13 protein-coding genes are annotated in these 23,098 nt (G+C 65.5%); 7 read left to right on the forward strand and 6 right to left on the reverse strand.

What is annotated here, in order from left to right:
- Window positions 1-106 precede the first annotated feature (106 nt).
- The 3 genes from AC07TU_RS08815 (at window position 107) to AC07TU_RS08825 (ending at window position 4,096) form a co-directional block, all read left to right on the forward strand.
- Window positions 107-1,435, forward strand: a complete 1,329-nt coding sequence (locus tag AC07TU_RS08815) for an oligogalacturonate lyase family protein (protein WP_495187527.1) — start codon at window positions 107-109, stop codon at window positions 1,433-1,435.
- 184 nt (window positions 1,436-1,619) lie between these two features.
- Window positions 1,620-2,705: a PKD domain-containing protein gene (locus tag AC07TU_RS08820; protein ID WP_495187528.1), complete on the forward strand. Its 1,086-nt coding sequence runs from the start codon at window positions 1,620-1,622 to the stop codon at window positions 2,703-2,705.
- Window positions 2,702-4,096 (forward strand): glycoside hydrolase family 28 protein, encoded by a 1,395-nt coding sequence (locus tag AC07TU_RS08825; RefSeq protein WP_495187529.1) that lies wholly within the window; start codon window positions 2,702-2,704, stop codon window positions 4,094-4,096. The genes AC07TU_RS08820 and AC07TU_RS08825 overlap by 4 nt, the downstream gene beginning before the upstream one ends.
- 102 nt (window positions 4,097-4,198) lie before the next feature.
- Here AC07TU_RS08825 and bglB read toward each other — a convergent pair whose 3' ends face one another.
- Together bglB and AC07TU_RS08835 are read right to left on the reverse strand one after the other, a co-directional pair.
- Entirely contained in the window at window positions 4,199-5,308 is a 1,110-nt protein-coding gene (gene bglB, locus AC07TU_RS08830; protein WP_495187530.1) for a beta-galactosidase BglB, read from the reverse strand.
- 17 nt (window positions 5,309-5,325) lie between these two features.
- Window positions 5,326-5,640: an L-rhamnose mutarotase gene (locus tag AC07TU_RS08835; RefSeq protein ID WP_495187531.1), complete on the reverse strand. Its 315-nt coding sequence runs from the start codon at window positions 5,638-5,640 to the stop codon at window positions 5,326-5,328.
- Window positions 5,641-5,704: 64 nt separating this feature from the next.
- On the opposite strand from AC07TU_RS08835, the gene AC07TU_RS08840 reads away from it, so the two are divergent.
- Window positions 5,705-6,430, forward strand: a complete 726-nt coding sequence (locus AC07TU_RS08840; RefSeq protein WP_495187532.1) for a DUF6250 domain-containing protein — start codon at window positions 5,705-5,707, stop codon at window positions 6,428-6,430.
- A gap of 7 nt (window positions 6,431-6,437) precedes the next feature.
- Here the strand turns inward: AC07TU_RS08840 and AC07TU_RS08845 are convergent, their stop codons facing one another.
- Window positions 6,438-9,176 (reverse strand): exo-rhamnogalacturonan lyase family protein, encoded by a 2,739-nt coding sequence (locus tag AC07TU_RS08845; protein WP_495187533.1) that lies wholly within the window; start codon window positions 9,174-9,176, stop codon window positions 6,438-6,440.
- 170 nt (window positions 9,177-9,346) lie between these two features.
- On the opposite strand from AC07TU_RS08845, the gene AC07TU_RS08850 reads away from it, so the two are divergent.
- Window positions 9,347-12,268 carry a TonB-dependent receptor gene (locus AC07TU_RS08850; protein ID WP_495187534.1) on the forward strand — a complete coding sequence of 974 codons (2,922 nt, stop codon included), beginning with the start codon at window positions 9,347-9,349 and terminating at the stop codon, window positions 12,266-12,268.
- A 51-nt stretch (window positions 12,269-12,319) separates the two neighbouring features.
- A complete protein-coding gene (locus AC07TU_RS08855; protein ID WP_495187535.1) occupies window positions 12,320-13,612 on the forward strand; it encodes an oligogalacturonate lyase family protein in 1,293 nt (430 codons plus the stop codon).
- A gap of 165 nt (window positions 13,613-13,777) precedes the next feature.
- Here AC07TU_RS08855 and ggt read toward each other — a convergent pair whose 3' ends face one another.
- The 3 genes from ggt to AC07TU_RS08870 form a co-directional block, all read right to left on the reverse strand.
- The gene (ggt, locus tag AC07TU_RS08860; RefSeq protein WP_495187536.1) at window positions 13,778-15,535 is read right to left on the reverse strand and encodes a gamma-glutamyltransferase; all 1,758 of its coding nucleotides are present in this window, start codon (window positions 15,533-15,535) and stop codon (window positions 13,778-13,780) included.
- Window positions 15,536-15,599: 64 nt separating this feature from the next.
- Entirely contained in the window at window positions 15,600-18,650 is a 3,051-nt protein-coding gene (locus AC07TU_RS08865) for a TonB-dependent receptor domain-containing protein (protein ID WP_495187537.1), read from the reverse strand.
- A 365-nt stretch (window positions 18,651-19,015) separates the two neighbouring features.
- Window positions 19,016-20,041, reverse strand: coding sequence for a CapA family protein (locus tag AC07TU_RS08870; RefSeq protein ID WP_495187538.1), 1,026 nt, complete (start codon window positions 20,039-20,041; stop codon window positions 19,016-19,018).
- Between the two features lie 168 nt (window positions 20,042-20,209).
- Between AC07TU_RS08870 and AC07TU_RS08875 the strand changes: the two genes are divergently transcribed.
- Window positions 20,210-23,074: a TonB-dependent receptor gene (locus tag AC07TU_RS08875; RefSeq protein WP_495187539.1), complete on the forward strand. Its 2,865-nt coding sequence runs from the start codon at window positions 20,210-20,212 to the stop codon at window positions 23,072-23,074.
- The last annotated feature ends 24 nt before the right edge of the window (window positions 23,075-23,098 follow it).

Here is a 23,098-nt window from a genome sequence, read left to right on the forward strand (position 1 = left end):
CGGTTTGCGCCGCGAACGCGGAATCGCTTGCCAGCCTTTGATTAGTTCATATGATGGGTGACTATAGCAATATGTGGAACGGCGGCAAGCGCCGAAGGAGCGGGTCATGAAGCTGAAGGCGGTGCTGGCGTCCGTGTGCCTTGTGGTCGTGTCGCCCGGTCTTGCGGTGGCGCAAAACGGTGCGGTCCCCGCGGCTCAGCCCGGGCCGAAGAGTTGGGTCGATCCGCTGACAAGGCATCGTGTCGTCCGCATCAGCGAGGTGCCGGGCAGCGCCAGCCTCTATTTCCACCAGAACGGTTACACGCCGCAGGGCGACAAGATGGTGATGTCGGTGCCCGAGGGGATCGCCGCGGTCGACCTCAAGGACTGGAAGGTCAGCACCCTGGTCCGCGACCCCGATGCGCAATTGTTGTTCACCGGCCGCAAGACACGCTCGGTCTATTTCCAGAAGCGCACCGGCACCGGGGTGACGATCTTCGCCGCCGATATCGACAGCGGCAAGGTGCGCAAGATCGCCGATGTCGCGCGCGGTTCGGTCGGCTCGATCAACGCCGACGAGACGCTGCTGCTCGGTCAATGGGCGGCGAGCGACAAACCGCTCCAGCCGGGCATGGAACGCAAGCCGCAGGACCGTCAGCGCTTCGGCCAGGCCGATTATCAAGCGCTCGGCCCCGACGGAAAGCCGCTGACCTTCGCCGACGCCAAAGAAGTCCGGATGAACGAGCGGCTGGAAGCCGGCATCCCGATGGAGATCTTCACGGTCGACGTGAAGACGGGCGCGCGCAATGTGGTCGTCGCGTCGGATAAGGATTGGCTCAACCATGTCCAGTTCTCGCCCACCGACCCCGATCAGATCATGTATTGCCATGAAGGGCCGTGGCACAAGATCGACCGCATCTGGATCGTGCGCACCGACGGCACCGGCAAGAAGCTGGTTCACAAGCGCATCATGAACATGGAGATCGCCGGGCATGAGTTCTTCTCCCCCGACGGCAAATGGATCTGGTACGATCTTCAGCTACCGCGCGGGCAGGATTTCTGGGTCGCGGGCTATGAGCTGGCGACCGGCAAGCGCAAATGGTTCCACCTTGAGCGCAACGAATGGTCGGTGCATTTCAACCTGTCGCCCAACCTCAAGCGGTTCTCGGGCGACGGCGGCGACAGCGAGATGGTCGCGCGCGCGCCGGATGGAAAATATCTCTACCTCTTCACCCCCAATGATATTCCCGATGTCGCGGGGCTGCACGCGCCAGACAGCGAGAGCTTGATCTCGCCGGGCTTTTTCACCGCGGAGAAGCTGGTCGACATGCGCAAGCACGACTACCGGCTCGAACCCAACATGACCTTCACGCCCGACGGCAAGTGGATCGTGTTCCGCTCGAACATGGAGGGCGCGAACCATGTCTACGCCGTCGAGGTGGCGAAGGCGGGTTAGGGATGACGACTCCGATACCCGTCACCCCGGCCCCCGCGCCGGGGCCCACCGTGCCGCAACCGCTAGCGTCGCCAAGGCTCGAAAACGCTACCGCGTCGGGTTGGCCGCAGTGGGCGGGGCGAAGTGGACCCTGGCACATTGGCCGGGGTGACGAGCATTACATGGGGCAGGGGAGCCGCGCCTGATGTCCGCGCTCGCCGCCCTCGCCGCACTCGCATCCTGCGCCGCCGCCCCGCCGCCCGCGCCGGGCGGGGACGTGCCGGCCTTCCGCGTTTTCCAGTTCCCCGCCGACGCGATCCCGCGGATCGACGGCGATGCGTCCGATTGGGCAATGGTCGGCCCGGGCTATGCGATCGGCACCGATGCGATCGCCGCCGACGACGGGTCCGGACGCAAGCCGGATCCGAAAAGCCTTGAGGTCAAGGTGCGCGTCGGCTGGGTGAAGGGACTCAACCGGCTCTATTTCCTGTACGAGGCGCAGGACGATTACTGGACCTTCGCCAACCCTGGCCTCACCAACGACATCTTCGAGCTGGTGGTCGATGGCGATCGTTCGGGCGGGCCGCTGATCGCGCGCTTCCATCCTGATCTGGGCAAGACGCTGTCGGCGCAGGATGCCTGGTTCGGCTTCCAGAACATCCACGCCCAGAACTACCACATCTTCACGCCCGCCGGGGACAAGGACTGGGCGATGGCCTGGGGTCCGCAGGCGCAGTGGATCAAGCGGCTGCCCTGGTCGAACATCGCTTATCGCCACGACTTCAAGCATGGCGAGGGCGGCAAGCTGGTCATGGAATTCTGGATCACGCCGTTCGACTATGCCGATCCCGACGATCCGGCGAAGTCGGTCGAAACGCAGCTGACCGAAGACAGGCTGATCGCCATGGCCTGGGCGGTGATCGACGATGATGGGCCGGGCGGCAAGCGCGGCTTCTGGAACCTCTCGCCACACCACACCATGTACGGCAAGGCAGGGGAGCTGTGCCCGTTCCGGCTGATGCCGCTGGAGGAGCCGTCGTTCGCCGCCAGCTGGTCGTTCCGTATCCTCGACCGCGAGCGCCGCATTGTCGCCTTCCACGACGAAAGCGCGGGCGCGACCGGCTGGAAATGGGACTTCGGCGATGGCGCGACCTCGGCCGAGCAGCACCCGATCCATCGCTATGCCACGCCTGGCAAGTTCGTCGTCACGCTCGAAGCCACCGGGCTGAAAGGTACTGCCAGATTGCAGAAGGTCTGGGACGTCTCGTTCACGGGGGATCCGCCGAAATGACGAATACGCTTACCCGCCGCGCGCTGATCGCGGCAGCCACCGCCGGCCCGTTGCTGGCCGTCCCTTCACGCGCTGCGGAGCCGGTCATGTTCGACGTTCACGATCACGGCGCCAAGGGTGACGGCGCCACGCCCGACACCGCCGCGATCCAGCGGGCGATCGACGCGGCTGCGGCGGTGGGGAAGGGCGCGCGCGTGCTGTTGCGTGCCGGGAAGAAATACCTCACCGGGCCGCTCACGCTGAAGGGCGGGATCGACTTCCACCTTCAGGGTGACGCGGTGCTGCTGGTGAGCGTCCGCCCCGAGGATTATCCCGATCCGCTCGCCGGGGTGCTGCACGCCAACGGCGCCGACGATCTCACGATCAGCGGCACCGGTACGATCGATGGCCGCAGCCCCGAGTTCATGGAAAGCTATGACGCGGTCGGCGAATGGTGGGTGCCCAAAAGCTTCCGCCCGCGCCTCGTCGTGCTGGAGAATTGCGCGAAGCTGCGCATCCGCGACATCACGCTGCGCCAGGCGCCGAGCTGGACCGTCCATCTCGTCGGCTGCCGCAAGGTGCTGGTCGATCATGTAAAGATCTTCAACCAGATGGACGTGCCCAATTGCGACGGCATCGATCCCGACCATTGCCAGGATGTCGAGATCCGCGACTGCCACATCGTATGCGGCGACGACGCGATCGTGATCAAGGCGACCGAGCGCTATCCGCAATATGGCCCGTCGCGGAACATCTGGGTGCATGACTGCGTGCTCGAGACGCAGGATTCGGGGCTCAAGATCGGCACCGAGACGATCCAGGACATCCACGACATCCTGTTCGAGCGCTGCGAGATCAAGCAGGGCTGCCGCGGCCTCACCATCCAGCTGCGCGATCAGGGCAATGTCTTCAACATCGTGTTCCGCGATATCCGTTTCACCGCGCGCTATTTCTCGGCGCCCTGGTGGGGGCGGGGGGAGGCGATCTCCTTCACCGCGATCCCGCGCACTGCGGAGACGAAGCTTGGCCGCATCTACAATGTGAAGGTCGAGAATGTCCGCGGCCGGGCGGAGAACAGCATCCGCATCGACGGCCACACCCGCGGTCACGTTAGCGACATTCTGCTCGAGAAAGTGGACGTCACCTTCGAACGCTGGACCAACTACGACGGCGGCGTGTTCGACAATCGCCCCACGAAAGTCGCAACCGAGATCGAACCGCACCCCACCCCCGGCATCAGCATCCGCCGCGCCGAGCGTGTCGTGCTGCGCGACTGCACAGTGCGCTGGGGCAAGGAACGACCCGCCTATTTCAGCCATGCCATCCATGCCGAGGATTCGCCCGGACTGGTCCGTGAACGCTTCACCGGGGAGGCTGCACACCCGGGCATGGAGGCGGCGCGAATCGACTAGTGGCAAGACCGTCGCCCCGGACTTGATCCGGGGCCCAGCTTCTGCCGCGACGTCGGAGAAGGCAGCCAGGCCCCGGATCAAGCCCGGGGCGACGAGGATGGATTACGTCCGCAGATACTCCGCCAGCGCGCAGATCGCGAGGCTCTGGCCATAGGGCATCGAGGTGAGGGCGATGTCCTTGTAGAATTGCAATGTGTCGCCCATCGCCGTGCCGAAGCTTACCTGCTGCAGCTCGCCATGCTCGTCGATATTGGTGAGCACGCCTGCGATCGCCTTGAGGCCCACCGCCTTGTATTCCTCAGGCAGATAACCCTTCCGCACGCCCTTGAGGATGCCATAGGCGAAGCCCGCCGTGGCGGATGCCTCGAGATAACTGGTCGGATCGACGATCAGCGTGTGCCACAGGCCCGTCTGTGCGTCCTGCGTCTCTGCCAGCGTCTTCACCTGCGCGGTCAGCGTGTCGATCAGGAAGGCGCGCAGCGCGTCGCCCTCGGGCAGGTCGAGCATCTCGATGATCTCGGGGATCGCGATCGTCACCCAGCAATTGCCGCGCGCCCACAGCGCCTCGGCGAAATTGTGCCGCCCGCCAAAATCCCAGCCGTGGAACCACAGCCCGGTCTTCTTGTCGTAGAGATATTTGATGTGGACGAGGAACTGGCGCTTCGCCTCCTCGACATAATGCGGCCGGCCGAGCAGCAGCCCGATCTTGGCCAGCGGCAGCACGCTCATCATCAGCGTGTCGTCCCACAACTCGCCGGGGTTCTCGTCATTATAGACGATGTGCTGGAACCCGCCGTCCTCGGTCTTGGGCAGACCGTCGTCCGCCATCAGCCATTCCGCCCATTCGTCGAAATAGGCGAGGTTGGAGGGATCGGGCTCGCGCTCGTGGAGATAGGCGAGCGTCAGGAAGGGCGCGACGGTGTTGATGTTCTTGGTCGTCTGTCCTTCGGCGAAGCGGTCGGCGAACCATTGCCGGATGATCCCCAGCGCCTTTTCGTCGCCGGTCTGCTCGACATAGCGCCACATGCCGAACAGGCCGATGCCGTGCGTCCACTCCCAACCGGCCCAACCCTTAGTGTCGATCACGCGGCCGTCGTCGAGCCGCAACAGGAACTCGCCGGTCTCGTCCTGGATGTTGACGAGGTTGTCGATCAGTCGGTCGATCGTCTGGCGAACTTCGTCGCGCGGGATGGCGTGGGGAAGGGCGGCCAATCAAGGTCTCCTGGAAATCAATCGAGATGGAAGAGAGGGACCAGCGGCCATTCGCGCGGCCGGTTACCCGGCTCGACGTCCATGAGCGGCGCCATATGGTCCCACCAGCGCTGCATGACGGGGTGCGCGGGGAGCGCGTCGCGGCTGTTGTCGTCGCGCAGCTTGAGCACCGCGAACAGCGCCAGCGTCTCCTCGTCGAGGAAGATCGAATAGTCGTGGATGCCGCTCGCGCTCAGCAGTTCGGCCAGCTCGGGCCAGATCGCGTCATGACGGCGGCGATATTCCTCGACCGCGCCGGGCTTGAGCTGCATGCGAAACGCGTGTGTTGTCACAGCATCGCTCTCCTTTCTATAATGTGGCACGAATGTTCATAATGTGGATAGATGAGGCCGCGCGATGCGTCAAACGCTTATGACCCCGGAAGGCGCCCGGCGGCGCGATCTGCTGGCGCTCGCCTGTGCGCTGCCGCTGGCAGCCTGCACGCGCGAACGCGGCGGTGCGGACACCTTCTTCGCCGACGATTTCCGTCATGGCCTCGGCCAGTGGCAGGTCGAGGCGGAAGCGAATGCGAGCGTCCGTGCCGAGCATGGCGTGCTCGATATCGAGAGCCGTGAGGGGATAACCCTCTGGTTCCGAACCCCGATCGCCGCGCCGGTGGCGATCGAATATGAGGTGATGGCGGTGGCCGAGGGCGGCGCGCTCGATCACGTCAGCGACGTCAACGCCTTCTGGATGGCGAGCGATCCGGCGGCGGCCGGCGGATCGGTGCTGGCGGCCAGACGCAGCGGCGCCTTTGCCGATTACGACCTGATCCGCACCTACTATGTGGGAATCGGCGGCAACCGGAACACCACCACGCGCATGCGCCGTTACATCGGCGCCGCTGGCAATCGCCCGATCCTGCCCGAGCATGATCGCAGCGACCCTGCTGCACGGCTTGAGCCCAATCGCTGGATTCGCCTGCGTTTGATCGCCACCACACGCGGCGCGGCGGTCGAGCGTGACGGGCAGCGCCTGTTCACACTCGACGATCCGGCACCGTACGTGCGCGGCCATTTCGGGCTGCGCACCACGCGCTCGCATCTGCGAGTGCGCAACTTCCGGATCATGCCGGGAGGATAGGCAAGCCCTAGTCGAGCGCATCGCCGATCAGCGCCAGATTATGGACCGCGGCAAGGCTCCATTGCGCGGAGCCGTTGGTCGAGACGCCGGTCATCTCGTCGATCGGCTTCAGCACATCCGATCCTGCGATCCGCCGCACCGTGCCGCGCGCAACCGTGTCGTGGCCGTCGGTTGTGCCGAAGAACTCGGCCCAGGCGCGCTTTGCCAGCGCCGGATCCTTGCGCTGGACCGCGGCATAGGCGGTGAAGCGCGAATGTGCCGATCGCAGACCGCGCCCGCGTCCCTTCTGCCCGGTCCGCGCCTCGAACTCTGCATCGGGCGCGTTGTAGAGCGCGCAATAGTCCAGCCAGCATGCGCGATAGGCCGGCTCGTCGATCAGTTCGAGCAGTTCGGCATGCATCTCGAACACCCCGAACACGCCGTTCAAATGGCTGATGCTGAGGTTGTCGCTGGCATCGACGAAGCGCCCGGTGGCGAGATTGAACGGCGCGCCGCCAGTGAACCATTGGTGCTTCATCGCCGCGATCGATCGCATGCCCGCGACGATGCGGTCGCGCCACTTCGCCTCGCGCGTGCGCTCCCATTCGGTGTACCAGGCCGCGATCAGCGATCCCCAGGTGGTGCCGAACTGTGCGAACACCACGCCCTCGGCCAGCGGCTTGTCGGCGCGCACCGCGCTGTTGCCGCCGGGCGGGGCGGTGCGCGAGTTGCGCTTGTCGACCTTGCGGCCGATCTCGACGCGCTGAAGCGTGTACTCGCTGTCGACCAATGCGCGCATCAGGTCGCCGCAACGCTCGTCGGCGGTAAGGTAGTAATAGATGCGGCGATAGGCGGCGTTGGACACGCGCGGCTGTTTCGAGCTGTCGCTCCAATGCTGCACCCCGTGGCGCGTGCCGAAACCGCGATAGGGGCCGGTGTGATAGACGTCGACCTCGCCGGTGTGGCGGGTCATCGCCTCGGCCATGCGGAACAGGTCGGCGCGGCCGCTGCGCAGATAGGCGTACCACAACCATAGATCCGTCGAGAGTTCGCTATTGTCCCAGGCATAGCCGCCAATGTCGTAGCGCCAGACATGGCGGTCGAAGTCATAGGCGTGGCGGACATCGCCATAGTGCCAGAAGCCGTACCAGCGGCGCTGCTCGATCTGGCCGAGATAGAAGTCGAGCAGCGCATCGCCCTGTTCCTCGATCTTCGCGCGCGCGGGGGTCGACCGGTCGACCGGGCTCCATGGCCCGAACACGCCGGCGGCATGGAGCCGGCGCGGGGTGCAGGTCAACCGCGGCTGGCGCGAGACCTCATTGGCCATCTCGACCAGCCGGCCGCGCTCGGGCGTCGCGGGCAGCGCCCACAGCATGAACTCGGTCGTGCGCGCGACGCCGTGCGCGGTGCCCCAGCCTTGCTCATAATCCTCATAGGTGATGTCGAGGCCTTCATTCTCGGCGACATAATCCTCCATGCCGAGGCCGTCGTGATAGAAGCGCAGGTCCATCGCCGGCGCCTCGGGCGAATGGTACCAGAGGGTGAAAGCGGCGGTGTCGGTGGCAGCGTTGCGGATGTCGAGGCGCACCGGGCAACGCTGCCAGAAATCCTTCATCCCGAACGCCACGCCGCCCGAAGCGCTGCCGACATAGCCCAGGCCCGGCGCGCGGCGCGCGCTGTCGACCTCGATCCAGCCATGGCCGGGCTTGGTGCGCTTGCTGATCGCAAAGCCATCGGCATTGGGCTGGGAGAGGGTGAAGTCGCCCCAGGTCGGGATGCGCTCGATCAAATTGCGGACGACCTCGGGCATGTCGGGGAAGGGTGGAGTGGCGCGTCCCGCAACCTGTGCGTCGCGATAGGGTTTGCTCGCATCGCGGCTGAGCCCGGTGAGCGGGCGCACCGCCTCGCCCCACAGCCCGCCATCCTCGCCCGCAAAGCGGACATGGCGGTCGTGCGGGCGGTCCTGCATCGGCACTGCGCCGGAGAGACCCAGGCCGCGGATGAAGTCCTTTGCCGGGTCTCCGTCGAAGATGAAGCTGTGGACGATCCGCGCGGCGCGCGACCCGGCATGGATGTAGAGCCGCAGGCTGAAGGGCAGCCAGTCGCGGCCACCCCCGCGATGCACGCCTTCGACACGCACCACTGCCCGCACCGGCCCCTTCTGCTCGACGGTGGTGCGGGTGATCTCGCTCGCATAGCGGCCGAGTACGCCCGCGCCACCGTCATCGGTATCCGGGCCGTCCTGTGATGTGGCGAGCAGCCTCACATCGCGCAGCGCCTCGCGACCGCCGACGGAGGCGTGCTGCACGATCGCTGCGCCGCGTCTGCCGATACGCCAGACGGTGTCGCCGGTGCCGACCTCGACCGCATCGGCTGTCTCGGTGACGCGTATTGGCTGGGCAGGAGCGACGGGCCTGCCGGGTTCGATCCTCAGGCTCCGTGCGGGAAGGGTGTCCGCGGGCGTGGAATGTCCGGTCCATTTGATCGATCCGTCGGGCCACCATGCGGTGACCCAGCTCTGCAGTGCAACGGAGGTGCCGCCGGGGGCAAGTGCCCGGAAGGTCGCGCGCGCGGGGGCCGTGCCGCGCGGCCATGGCACTCCCCAACTCTGCCCTTCATGTGCGGGTGGCGGCGCGCCGTCGAGCCAGACGATGTCGGCGTCGGGGGCAGGGGGAATTGCGGCTTCCGCAACGCTCGGTACCGCCGATGCGGCGGTACCCGCCAGCGCGGCGCTGCGAATGAAATCACGGCGGCTGAGATCGCTCACCTGTCCCCTCCCGACATATTGGTATTTGTCGATATCGTAATCCCATAATCTGGAACATTCCACCACTATTTGACTTATCATACTTTTGACGGCATGACTCGGCGGAAGCTGGGGCGGGATCGCGGCAATGTGCGCGACAGACGCACCCGACGGGCAGGGAGAGGAGACAGATGAAGACTTCAGATCATCGTACCGGGATCACGCGCGCCGTTTCGGCCGCCGCGCTGGCAACCGCCATTTGCTGGTCCGGTGCGGCCTTTGCCCAGGATGCGAACGCCGCCGGTCAGGCCGAGCAGGAGCAGGAAGTCGTTGTCACGGGCCTGCGCGGCTCGCTCGAAAGCGCGCTCAACGCGAAGCGTGAATCGAACGACATCGTCGACGTTATCAACGCGCAGGACATGGCCGACTTCCCGGACGCCAATGTCGCCGAATCGCTGCAGCGCGTGCCCGGCATCTCGATCGAGCGCGACGCGGGCGAGGGGCGCAACATCACCGTGCGCGGCCTGGGCGGCGATTTCTCGCGCGTCCGCCTGAACGGGATCGAGGCGATCTCGGCGACCACCGGCTCGACGCTGGGCTCGACCATCAACCGCGGCCGCGGCTTCGACTTCAGCCTGTTCGCTTCGGAGCTGTTCAACTCGATCACGGTGCGCAAGTCGCAATCGGCCGAAGTCGATGAAGGCTCGCTCGGCGCGACCGTCGATCTCACCACCGCGCGCCCGTTCGACCGCAAGGGCTTCCGCGGCGCGGTATCGGTGCAGGGTGCCTATTACGAGATGGGCAAGCATGTGCAGCCGCGCGTCGCCGCCCTCGTCAGCGATACCTTTGCCGGCGACACGATCGGCGTGCTGTTCTCCGCCGCCTATTCCCAGCGCACGGTCGAGGAAGAGGCATATTCCAACACCTCGCTGTCGGATTACTGGGAGCAGCTCAACGGCTTCTGTCCGGTGGTGCCGGGCAGCTCGGTGACGCCGATCAACACGCTCGTCACGACCGCCCCGTTCACGCCGAATTGCACCGCGGCGCCGGGCGCGGTGCCGGGCTCTACCCCCGCCGCCTATAACGAGATCGCGCGCAAGGACGTCTTCGTCCCGCGCCTTCCCGGCTATGGCCGCTTCATCAACCGCCAGAAGCGCCTGGGCCTCACCGGATCGTTCCAGTGGCAGCCCAGCGAGGCGACCCTGTTCACGGTCGATGCCGCCTATTCGCGCTACGATCAGGAGAAGAACGACCTCGCGACCAACCCGATCAGCTTCAACCGCGGCAATGGCACCGCAGCGGGCAGCCTGACCGCGGCGCAAGCCACCGGCCGCCCGAACATGAAGGTGCGCGAGGCGGAGGTCGATGCCAGCGGCCTGCTGCGCTACGGCGTGTTCGACGATGTCGATTTCCGGATGACCAACGCGTACGAACGGTCACGCACCAATTTCTGGCAGGTCTCTGCCAATCTCGACCAGAAGATCGGTGAGCGCGGCAAGCTCAACCTCCTCTACGGCCAGTCGCGCTCGCTGTTCGAGATCCCCGAGTTCACGCTGATCTCGTTCGACCGACTCGATAGCGACGGCTTTGTCTACGATACGCGCGACGACAAGCGTCGTGGTCTGCTCAACTTCGGCTTCGATGCCGCCGATCCCGCCAATTGGGGCTTCATCAACGGCTATTCGGACATCCGCGTCCAGCGCCAGCGCGTCGACAACAAGTTCCGCAACGCCAAGGCGGACCTCAGCTGGGAGTTCAGCGACGCGATCACCGGCAAGATCGGATACGCCTACAAGAAGTTCACCTTCGAGACGCAGAGCCTGTCGCGTACCGCCTCGACCATCGTCAACGGCAACATTCCCGCAGGCACCTCGCTCGCCAGCCTGAGCACGCCGATCAACGGCTTTGGCCGCGGTCTCAATCTGCCCAGTGGTTCGACGGTCAACTTCATCGTGCCGAACATCGACGCGTTCGAGAAGGTCTATGACTTCAACTGCAACTGTGTGAATGCGCTCGGCGACTTCCGCATCGCGACCAGCGCCGCGCTGGGCAATAATCGCTATGTCAGCGAGACCGACAACAGCCCGTACGTCCAGCTCGACTTCAACCTGCCCCTCAACGACACGCTGCGCCTGCGCGGCAATGTCGGCGCGCGCTATGCCTTTACCAGCCAATATTCGCGCGGCTTCATCTCGGCGGCGCTGCCGGCAGTCGAGGCGCGGCGCAAATATAGCGACTTCCTGCCCGCGGTGAATCTGGGCCTGGAGGTCGATCGCGACCTGATCATCCGCTTCGCCGCGGCCAAGGCGATCTCGCGCCCGGCGCTCGGCAATCTCAGCCCGGGCGGCGCGGTGACGGTCACCGGCACCAACTATTCCTCGAGCGTCGGTAATCCCGACCTCGAACCGTTCCGCTCGACCAACCTCGACGCCAGCGTCGAGTGGTATTTCCAGCGCGGCGGCGTGATCTCGGTCGCGGTGTTCCAGAAGAAGCTCGAGACCTTTGCGCAGCAGCTGCTGACCCAGACGACGATCGCCAACAGCGGCATCCCGATCTCGGCCTTCCCGGCGGGCACCGACCCCAACGCGCCGATCAACATCACCAACTTCCAGACCACGCAGGGCGGCACGATCAAGGGGCTGGAGATCAACTACCAGCAGCCCTTCACCTTCCTGCCCGGCTTCCTCAAGAACTTCGGTGCGCTGTTCAACTACACGCACATCAATTCGAAGATCACCTACTTCCTGACCGCCAACTCGGCAGGTCCGACGCTGACCGATCAGCTCGTCAACGTCTCGCCCAACTCGTTCAACGCGACGCTTTATTACGAAGCGGGCGGGCTGTCGGTGCGCCTGTCGGGTGCCTATCGCAGCGAGTATCTCCGCACGGTGCCGCTGCGTGCGGGCCTTGCCGACGCGACGGGCAGCTACTCGACCTTCAACCTCGACGCATCGATCTCCTACGACGTCACGCCGAACATCGGGATCAGCATCGACATGCTGAACCTGACCGACCAGGCGACCGACTTCTGGGACGGCAAGAATATCCGCGACCAGCAGGTCTATTCGAAGACCGGCCGCCAGTTCTTCGTCGGCGCGCGGTTCAAGTTCTGATCGGGAAACGGGCGCTGCGCCGTCGGCCAGCGCCCGAACAGGGAGCACAGCATGAAGAAGCAGCTTCTGGGCGGCGCGATGTTCGCCGCCCTTGTCTGGGTCGCGCCCGCGAGCGCCAGCGATGTCGGCAAGCGCTACGCGCCCGAAATGCAGACGGTGGTCGACCGGGCGACGGGCATTCCGCTCAAGGTTCTGACCGCGGGCAGGTCGAGCGATTCCAAGATCTATCCGACGCACCGGCAATGGACGAAGGACGGCAACCACATCGTCTTCCGCTCGTCCAACCGTGCCGCCTCAGGCCCGCAGGCGTTCGTGGTCAACGAGATCACCGGCGACATCATCCAGATCACCGACAGCGCAGGCGTGAACACCAGCGGCCTCAACGTCGCGCGCCTGTCGAACAAGGTCTATTACACCCGCCAGCCGGGCGGGGCGGATGACGGCGCGGAACTGGTCGAGATCGACCTCGGCGCGCTGCTCGCCGACGCATATAAGGGCACGCCGCGCGCGCAGGGTTATGAGCGCGTTGTCGCGGCGATGCCGAAGGACGGCACGATCACGACCGGCTTTGCGCTCGATGCTGATGAGAAGACCGCGTACATCAGCTTCAACCAGCGCAAGCCGCCGCCGCGCGCGCCCGGTGCGCTCGCGCCGCAGGTGCCGAGCGGCATCCGCGCGGTGAACATCGCCAGCGGCGCGACCAAGGTGATCCTCAAGACGCCCTGGCTGATGGGCCATATCCAGGCCAACCCGATCAAGCCGGGCGAGATCATGTATTGCCACGAGACCGGCGGCGACGCGCCGCAACGCATGTGGCTGGTCAATGGCGACGGTACGGGCAACCGCCCGATCTATGTCGAGGGGCCGGACGACTGGGTGACGCACGAGCAGTTCGCCGACGGCGACCATGTCATCTTCAACCTGATGGGCCATACGATGAAGCTGCGCCAGAAGCCGTCGGGCTTGATGGTGGTCTCGCTGCGCGACGGGCGTGTCGAGAATCTGGGGCAGACCGACAGCTACACGGTCATCCGCAGCGAGCTCAAATACTTCAACAGCGTCAACATACCGCAGGATGAATCGAACACCGGTGGCTACTGGCACAATGCCGTTACCTATGACGGGCGCTGGGCAGCGGGCGACGATTTCGACGGCAATGTCCATCTGATCGACCGCAAGTCGTCGAAGCGAACCCTGCTGACCGCTGGTCATCGCATGCGGCCGGATCACGCCCATCCCAGCTTCAGCCCGGATGGGACGCGCATCCTGCTTCAGTCAGGGATGATGACCGATGGCGAACGGCTGTCGCTGGTGATCGCGCCGGTGCCGGACAAGGACATGTAGTTCCCCGATCCGGGGGCTATCGTGTCTTCCTCTCCTCCAGCGACACGATAACCGCGGCCTCTGCGAAGGTACGCCCATCTCGGTCAGGGACGCAGCGCCTCCGGGGCGGCTAGCCTCGGAGGCGCTGCGCGCGTTTAGGCCGTGAGGACGGATTCCGCGGGCAAATCAGGGTTCGATCGCCTTTGCCCCCGGGCGGCGCGGATCGGCGGCACCGAGAAACAGATCGCTGGTGATCATGATCGACTGGGCGCTGCCCATGGTTTCGTCCATCTCGATACGATGACCCCTGGCTTTGAGCGCGGCAACCGTGTCCGGGTTGAAGTTGGGCTCCACGCGCAGGCTGGCGGTCGTGCCCTGATAGATGCGCGGCTGGTGCGTCGCTTCCTCGACATTGAGGCCATAGTCGACGGTGTTGACAACGAGCTGGAGCATCGTCGTGATGATCGTGCTGCCGCCGGGCGTGCCGACGATCAGCCAGGGCTTGCCATCCTTGAACACCAGGGTCGGCATCATCGTCGAGAGCATGCGCTTGCCGGGCGCGAGTCCGTTGAGCGGCGGCTTCGTGCCCTTGCGCTGGGCTTCCCATGCCTGCTCATGGCTGAAATTGTTCATCTGGTTGTTGAGCAGGATGCCGGTGCCCGCGATCATCACGCCCGATCCGAAGTCGGAGCCGAGCGTGTAGGTGGTGGAGACGGCGTTGCCCTCGGCATCCGCGACCGAGAAATGGGTGGTCGAGGGGCTTTCGAACTTGAGCGGGTCGCCCGGCGCGAGCGAGCGGACCGGGGTCGCCTTGGTGAGGTCGACCAACTTGGCGCGCTCAGCGGCATATTCCTTCGAGATGAAGCCCTTGACCGGGGCCGTGACGAAAGCGGGATCGCCGAGGGCCTCGTACCGGTCGAGATAGGCGAGCTTCATCGTTTCGGCCATCACGTGCAGCGATGCAGCGGAGCCGGCGCCCATGGTCTTGAGATCGAAATGCTCGAGGATGTTGAGCATGTTGAGCAGGGTCGCGCCGCCCGCGCTGGCCGGCGGCGGGGTATAGACCTGATAGCCGCGATAGGTGCCGACCAGCGGATCGCGCTCGACCGGCTTGTAGGCGGCGAGGTCCGCGCGGGTGATGATGCCGCCATTGGCCTTCATGTCCGCCTCGATCCGGCGGGCGATCTCACCGGTGTAGAAGGCCCTGGCGCCGCCCTTGGCGATCTCGCCCAAGGTCCAGGCGAGGTCGGGCTGCTTCAGCACCTCGTCCTTGGCGTAAAGGCTTCCGTCGGGTTTGTAGAAGGTCGACTTGCCCGAGGCACTGTTCGACAGGCGCTGGCGGCCCCAGCCGAATACGAAGGCTTCGTCCGCGGTCAGCTTGACGCCGTCGCGGGCGAGGCGGATGGCGGGCTCGACCACCTTGGCCCAGGGGAGCTTGCCCCATTTCCTGTGGGCATGCTCAAGCCCGGCGACGGTGCCGGGGACCGAGGGCGCCATATAGCCATAGGAGGCGATGCTGCGCTCCTTGCCCTGGTTATCGACGAACATCGCCGGGGTAGCGGCGCGCGGGGCGACGCCGCGGAAGTCGAGGACGCGGACCTGACGCGACTTCGCGTCATAGACGGTCATGAAGCCGTCGCCGCCGATATTGCCCGCGCGCGGCAAGGTGACGGCGAGCGCGAAGCCGATCGCGACGGCCGCGTCGATCGCGTTGCCGCCGTCGCGCAGGATCTGGGCGCCGACCTCGCTCGCGACGGCGTTCTGGCTGACGATCATCCCGCGCGTGCCGACCACGGGCGAATGGATCGAGGGGTATTCGAGGAGGTGGCGGCTCTGCGCCGTCGCCGGGACAGGCAGAGCGAGAGCCGAGAGCAGCACGCCGAACCACCAGCCGAGCGCACGGGTGAAGGGCCTGGCCTGCTCGGTGGCTGTCGACTGGGTCATGGGAAGGCTCCGGCTTGAACTGGGTGCCCCGCGCCACAGAAATGGCGCGGGGCAGGGGAGTGGATCAGAAACGCTTGCTCACCGAGAAATAGACCTGGCGGCCGCGGTTGCCGTAGAGGTCGCCGATATAGCCGGTCGGCTGATCGGCGAGCGGTGCGAGCTCGTTGAGCAGGTTGCGCACGCCGACGCGCAGACGAAGGTCGTCCATCGGGCCGCCGTCGACGCTGTACTGCGCGTAGAGGCTGTGGGTGAGATAGTCCTTCACCCGCCAGCGGGTGCCGTCTGCCAGTGCCGCCGAGGTGTCGGTGACCGCGCCGACATAATTGGCGTAATAGCCAAGGCCGAAGCCCTTGTAGCGCCAGGTGACGCTGGCCGAGCCGCGCCATTTGGGACGGCCATTCTGCTCGATCAGGCTTTCCGCGCCGACGACGTTGATGAACCCGTTGATCTTGCCGGATGCCTGCGCGTCGATCAGCGATTGAACGGTCTCGTTCGGTACCTGATAGAATTCGAGCAGGCGCGCGGCGTTCACGCGGACGTTGAAGTCGCCGATGCCGGTGTCCTTGACCTGATAATAGACGCCGAGATCATAGCCGCGGACCGTGCGCGGGGTGAGATTGGTGTAATTGTCGATCACCTGGATGATCCGGCCCATCGGCGCGATGCCGGTGCCCGCGACCGCGTCGATATCCGCCTGGGTCGGCGCGGCGCGCTGGACGTTCGGGTTGGACGAGCCCGACAGGCGCAGCAGATAATCGAGGATCAGCGCGTTCGTATCTCCGAACAGGCCAATCACGTTCTTCTGCCGGATTTCCCAATAATCGGCGGTGAAGGTGAGGCGCCCGGCGCGGCCCATGTTGAGCTGGAAGGTACCGCCGAGCGAGAGGCTATCCGATTCCTCAGGCTTCAGATCCTGGCTGCCCGAGCGGTTGCTGACCACGCCCTGGCTGCGCGTGCAGGCGTCGAAATTGGTGATCGCCCCGGTGCGGAAATCGGCTTCGCAGCGGATCCAGTCGGTGCGGGTGTTCGACCGCTGAATGCCGTTCTCGAACAGCTGCGGGAGGTTGGGCGCGCGGAAGCCCTGCGACCAGGAACCGCGGAGCTGGAGGTTCGCGAACGGATACCAGGAGAGCGCGACCTTGGGCTTCGCGACGGTGTTGAAGCCCTGATAGGATTCGACGCGCCCGGCGAGCTGAAGGTCGAGCGACCGGATCAGCGGCACGTTCATGTCCGGGCCGACCACCGGCACGGCGAATTCGAGGAAACCCGAGATGGTGTTGCGCGAACCGCCGCTGTCGGGCGTCGGGCTGGCACCGATCGTGTCGCTGCCGTTCGACGATCCGTCGAGCGCGGTGAAGCGGATCGTGCCGTCGAGCCGCGGATCGCGATCGTCGGCGAAGGTCTCCCGCCGGAACTCGACGCCTGCGGCTATGCCGACGCGGCCCGCGGGCAGGGTGAACAGATCGTTCTTGCTGAGCTTCAGGTCGGCCATCATCAGCTCGGTCGTGCTGATGCGATAGATGTCGACCATGAAGGGATCGATCACGCTGCGCGGATTGGGCGTGCTGTCGTAGCGGCCGGGATTGAGCGGATCGCCGCCGTTGAACGGGTTGTAGGCGGTGGCGTCGGTGCGGCTCAATGCTTCCTGGAACTTGGTCAGGCTGACCGTGTGCATCGAATCGCGGGTGCGGGCGCGCGAGTAGAGCAGGGCGCTGTCGAAATCGAAGCCGAACACCTCGCCGCGGAAGCCGCCGAGGAAGCGCATCGTATCGTTGCGGACCTTGACCACCAGCGGCCCGGCATCGACCGGGCGATAGTCGATCAGCTCGATCGGCACGCCGGTGGTGGCAACGCCGGTGAGACCGGGGATGCGGTTGGGGCTGCCGACGGGCCCGAGCGGATTGTAATAGCCATTGGCAGGGATGATCAGCCGCTGGCTCGCCAGCGAGGTGTCCTGCTCGCGCTGCGATTCATAGTCGGCGCGATACCAGGCGGCCTCGGCGAAGAATTCGAGCCCGCTGTCGAATTCGTGATTGAAGAAGCCGAACAGGTTGATGCGGTCGTTGCGGCCGATCAGCGTGCGGACATCGTTGATGTCGTATTTCAGGTTGTTGTCGGTCGAGGCGGTCGAGAGCGAGCTGTTGTCCCAGCAGGTTCCGGCGTAGGGGCTCGGTGCGACGCAACTGCCATTGCCGGTCGGCTGGATATGGAAGATGCCGTTGGTGGTGAGCGTCGTCCCGTTGACCGACGCGCTGGTGGTCGATGCCACGTAGCTGTTGGTCAGCCGCTGGAACTCGCCCCAGATGCTGTCGGTCGAGGTGTTGTCGAAATCGGTGTCACCCGCGAACGGCGTGCCCGCGACCAGCGGCCGCAGATCGGCCGAGCGCGAATTGCGGCGCTCACGGGCATAGAGCGGGTCGCGATGGTTGTACGATCCGAACAGCGAGATGTTGGACTTGCCGCCGTTGAAGCTGTGGCCCGCCTCGAACGCGAACTCCGCTTCGACCTGACCCGAATTCTCGGTGAAGCCGATCTCGCTGGTGAGGCGCAGGCCCTTGAAATTGTCCTTGAGCACGGTGTTGATCACGCCTGCGACCGCATCCGAGCCATAGATGGCGGCGGCGCCGTCGAGCAGCACTTCGACCCGGCGGACGCCCATCACCGGAATCGTGTTGGTGTTGACGCTCTGCACCGGCACGAGATTCTCGCTCTGCGTGCCGGGATGGAGGACCATGCGGCGGCCGTTGAGCAGGACCAGCGTGTTGCCGGTGCCGAGCGCGCGCAGGTTGATCGAGGCGGTGTCGCCGCGCGCGTCGTTGATACCGCCCGCGTCGCGGCTCTCGTTGAAGGCAACGTCGCCCGCCTGCGGGATCGAGCGGAACAGATCGTCACCGCTGGTGGCGGCGACGGCGGCGATATCGTCCTCGTTGAGCACGGTGACGGGCAGCGCGCCGGCGACGTCCGCGCCCTTGATCTGCGATCCGATGACGACGACTTCCTGCGGCTCCGGCTCGGCCTGAGGACTCTCGGGCACGTCCTGCGCGAGTGCAGCGCTGGCGGTGGCGAGCAGCGAAATGCCGCCCATCAGGCCGGCAATTCGGATTGCAGTCTTCATGATTTCTTCCTTCCCTGATTTTTCCTTGCCAGCGGCGTCTTCGCGCCGTCAGGCGGTCCCCTCAAAGCAGTGGGGGCACTAGGCAGGCCATGACGCATCGGCTGATTGAGCGTGACCATTGCCTCCACAGCGGTGATGCGGAGGTGGAATGATACGCTGTGCGGTCGATGATTCCCCGGCCCGGTTGCCCCCGAACTGCTGGGGAAATTATCGTACGAGGGTAGACCGGAAAATATTGTTTTCGTCTGCGCGCTATAACCACGGTCTATGTGGCTCTTCGAAATTCGCAGGGGCTTTGCGGGGCTCGCAGGTTCCGGCACCGTCCGCGGTTCAGCGGATCACAGCGACGTCCGCAGTTCAGCGGATCACAGCGACTGCGGTCTCGCGCCGGGTACGAGGCGCGGCCAGCCTGCACTGTACTCGCCGGCGAACTTGCGTGCCTCCAGTTCGATCGGGATGAGCTGCGCGCCGACGAAGCGTCCGCGCGCGAAACGGGCATCGACGATCATCGATCGCCAGGTAGCGGGACCGTAAAAGTCGTCCGCCTTGCGGGTCTGGAAGATGAAGTTGCCGAGGCCGTGGAACAGGGGTGCGCCGCGATACATCTCCCATCTCTGCATCAGCGGCGTGCCATGCGCGACAAAGGCTGCGGCACCGGCATCGACACATTCGCGCGCGAACGCCTTCTGCCAGGCGGAGGTATCGGCCTGCACCGGCTCCCAATAGTGATTGTGCAGGCACATCAGCACCGTGGCGCCGGCCGCATGCGCGGTGCGGATCGCGGCGAGAACGCGTTCGACATCCTCACGCTCCAGCGCGCCGGATGCGGCGCGGCGCAGTTCGTGAACGCCCGGACGGACCGGGGTCGCGGCAGCCCCCTCGCGGATCGCGCCCGCCGCTGCCGCAACCAGCGCGAACGTTCCTGACGGCGTCTCGCGGAAGGCGGGTGCGGCAGCGGTCGCAAGATCTCGTCCGGTACCGGCATGGGCGATACCGCGCCGGCCGAGCTGCTCGATCGCAGCAAGGATACCGCCGGGTCCCATGTCCCAGGCATGGTTGTTCGCGGTGGTCACCAGCGAGACGCCGAGCGATTTCAGACAATCGATGACGGCCGGCTTGGCGGCGTGAAACACTTCGCCGGTGCGGGTCGGCGGCCCGGCGCCGGGCGCGTCGATCGCGGTTTCCAGATCGGTGAAGACGATATCGGCCTGGCGCAGCCGCGCCTTGACGTCTGCCATCCCCTCCCAGCCGGGCGTGCAGAGGTCCTGCTGGATGAGGGACTGGCCGAGCAGCGCGACACGCATCGATTGCGGTCTCGCGGCCGCGGGAAGCGCGGCGCAGGCGGCGAGGCCGAACAGGAGGCTGCGACGATCCGTCAGCGGCGTGTGCATCCTGGTCTCCTGCCCGTTGCTGTCATGGCAATATCGAATGCTGCACGGACACCGGCAATGTCATACCATCGATGATATGCATCGATGAAAGTGCGCCATCACGTTTCGCGGTCCGGGCGGATTGATAGGCTTGCCGGCGAATCGAAAGAAAAAGATGCGGGGAGAATCATGATCAACCGGATTTCGCAGGTGCGCCGCACCCGTGCCGCCCTTATCGGCGTCAGCCTTATCGCGATGGCGGCCCCCGCCTTCGCGCAGCAAGCCACCGAGGCTGAAGAGGCAGAGGAGCCGGCGATCGTCGTCACCGGATCGCGCATCCAGCGCACCGATGCCGCCAGCGTTGGGCCTGTGCTGACCCTGACCGCCGAGGATATCGCCAAGTCCGGCACCGCCTCGCCGGGCGAATTGCTGCAGAAGCTGCCCTCGGCAGGCGTCAGCCTCAACTCCAACGGCACGCAGGGTACCTCCTACGGCGCTTCGTCCATCAATCTGCGTTATTTGGGCGGCGGCGAGGGGAGCGGCAATCGCGTGCTGGTGCTGGTCGATGGGCATCGCTGGGTCGATGCGGTCGGCCAGCGCGGCTTTCGTGACTTTGTCGACCTCAACACCATGCCGATGGGGATGATCGAGGGGATCGAGGTGCTGAAGGACGGCGCCTCGGCCATCTATGGCGCCGACGCGATCGCCGGCGTCGTCAACATCAAGACGATCCAGCCGTTCAGTGGCATCCGCGCCAATGCGCGCGCGGCGACCACCGACAAGGGCGACGGCGCCGAATATTCCGCGATCCTGAATCTTGGCCACAAGTTCGAGCGCGGATCGGTGATCCTGTCGGCCAGCTACTTCAAGTCGCAGCCGATCCGTACCGACGCGCGCGCGCTGACCACCCAGACTTTAGTGCCGGTGACCGCGCCGGGCACCAGCCCCGCGGGCCTCTACATCCTGCCGGGCCTGGCGGGGAACGGCTATTTCGGTACGGCCGCGGGCTTTGGCGGAAGTGCGGCGCCGATCGCGCTCAACGGCGCCGATGCGCGCTATGGCACCGGGAACCTTGCCGACAACGCCTTCCATGTCGCGTCGCTGCCGGGCGACGCGTACAACACACAGGCGCAGGGCATCTATTCGACCGGCCCGTCCGAGCGCTACGGCTTCTACGGCCGCTTCGCCTATGAAGTGTCCGACGGGATCGAATTCCATATCGACGGGCTGTACAACCGCCGCACGTCGAACCAGCTCTTCTCGCCGGTCCTGCTCGACATTGGTGGCACGGCAGGCACGGTGCGCGGCTTCGCGATCCCCAACAACCATGCCTTCAATCCCTTCGGTACCGCCAATGGCGTGCCCGCCGCGAACGCGCTGGGCTTTGCCGCCAACTCGGCCTTCCGCATCCGCAAGGTGATGAGCGACGTCGGCAACCGCGACAACCGCCAGGATGTCGAGACCTATCGCGTCGCTGCGGGGCTGGACGGCGAATTCGGCCTGCTCGGCAATGTCTGGCGCTGGGATGTTTTCGGCAGCTATGCCCGCAACTCGATCCAGTCGACCGCACTCAACGGCATCAACTACGACAATCTGTTCCTGGCGCTCGGCAATCCGGCGACCTGCGCGGCGAGTGCCGGGTGCGTGCCGGTCAATTTGTTCGGCCAGATGACGGCGGCGCAGGCGGACTATATCCGCTTCACCACGCGTGAATCCAACCACACCGAGCTGTGGAACGCAGGGGTGAACGCGACCGGCGACCTGTTCGCACTTCCCGCAGGCAATGTCGCGCTGGCGGTCGGATACGAATATCGCCGCAACAAGGGCGTCGATAATCCCGATCCGATCGCGAACGCCGCGCCGACCTATCTCAATCCGGCGCTCTACGCGAAGACGACCGCGCAGACGCGCACGCCGACCAGCGGCAGCTACGACCTGCACGAAGTCTATGGCGAGCTTTCGATCCCGCTGCTCAAGGATTCGGCGTTCGGCGAGGCGCTCGATCTGAGCCTCGCCGCGCGCTATTCCGACTACTCGACCGTCGGCGGCAAGGCGACGTTCAAGGCCGGGGTTGGCTATCGTCCGGTCGAGCCGATCCTGCTCCGCGGCACCTATGCCCAGGGCTTCCGCGCTCCGTCGATCCTCGAACTCTATCAGGGCGCGCGCGAGACGACCTTCCAGGGCACCGATCCCTGTAATGGCGGTTCGGCGGCGAACCCGGCACGGCCCGGCTGTGCGGGTGTGCCGGCCGGCTACAATCAGGCGAACTACAATCTCAACGGCCTGATCCCGGGCGTCATCAGCGGCAATCGCGCGCTCAAGCCGGAGACGTCGGACAGCATCAGCGCGGGTGTGGCGATCACGCCGATGCGCGGGCTTTCGCTGACCGTCGATTACTACAACATCAAGATCAAGGACGCGATCGCCGCGCAATCGGCGACCCAGATCCTGCAGCTCTGTGCGCAGCGCGCAGGCGTGTTCTGCGATCTGGTGCGGCGTGACGCCGGGACCGGCGCGGTGCTCAGCCTGTTGCAGGGCTCGCAGAACCTCGCCTCGATCCTGACCGACGGCGTCGACGCGACGGTGCGCTACGACTTCAACAGCGGCATCGGCCGGATCGGCGCGATGGTCGATGTCTCCTATCTCAGCCGCTTCCGCACCGAGTCACCCGACCCGGCGACGGGCGGCGTGATCATCGACAACCGTGCGGGCAAGGGCGATCAGCCGCGCTCCACCTATCCGCGCTGGAAGGGGCAGGCCTCGCTCAGCTGGACCGGCGACAGCGCCGACGCGGTGGTACGCGCCCGCTATATCGGCAAGACGACCGATGTCGTGAATGCGGTCAAGGACAACTGGACCAAGGCGATCACCTATTTCGACGCCGAGGTGAATTTCGACGTGCAGGACGGTGCGGCGCGCTTCGGTGTCGGCGTCAACAACCTCTTCGACAAGATGCCGCCGGCGTCCTACGCCAACGCGCCGATCAACTATGACATCTACACCTATGACGCGCGCGGACGCTTCCTCTACGCCCGCTTCTCGGTGAAGATGTAAGCCCGGCGCACGAACAGGGGCAGG

It is taken from the genome of Sphingomonas sp. GW821-FHT03E12, from assembly GCF_059420685.1.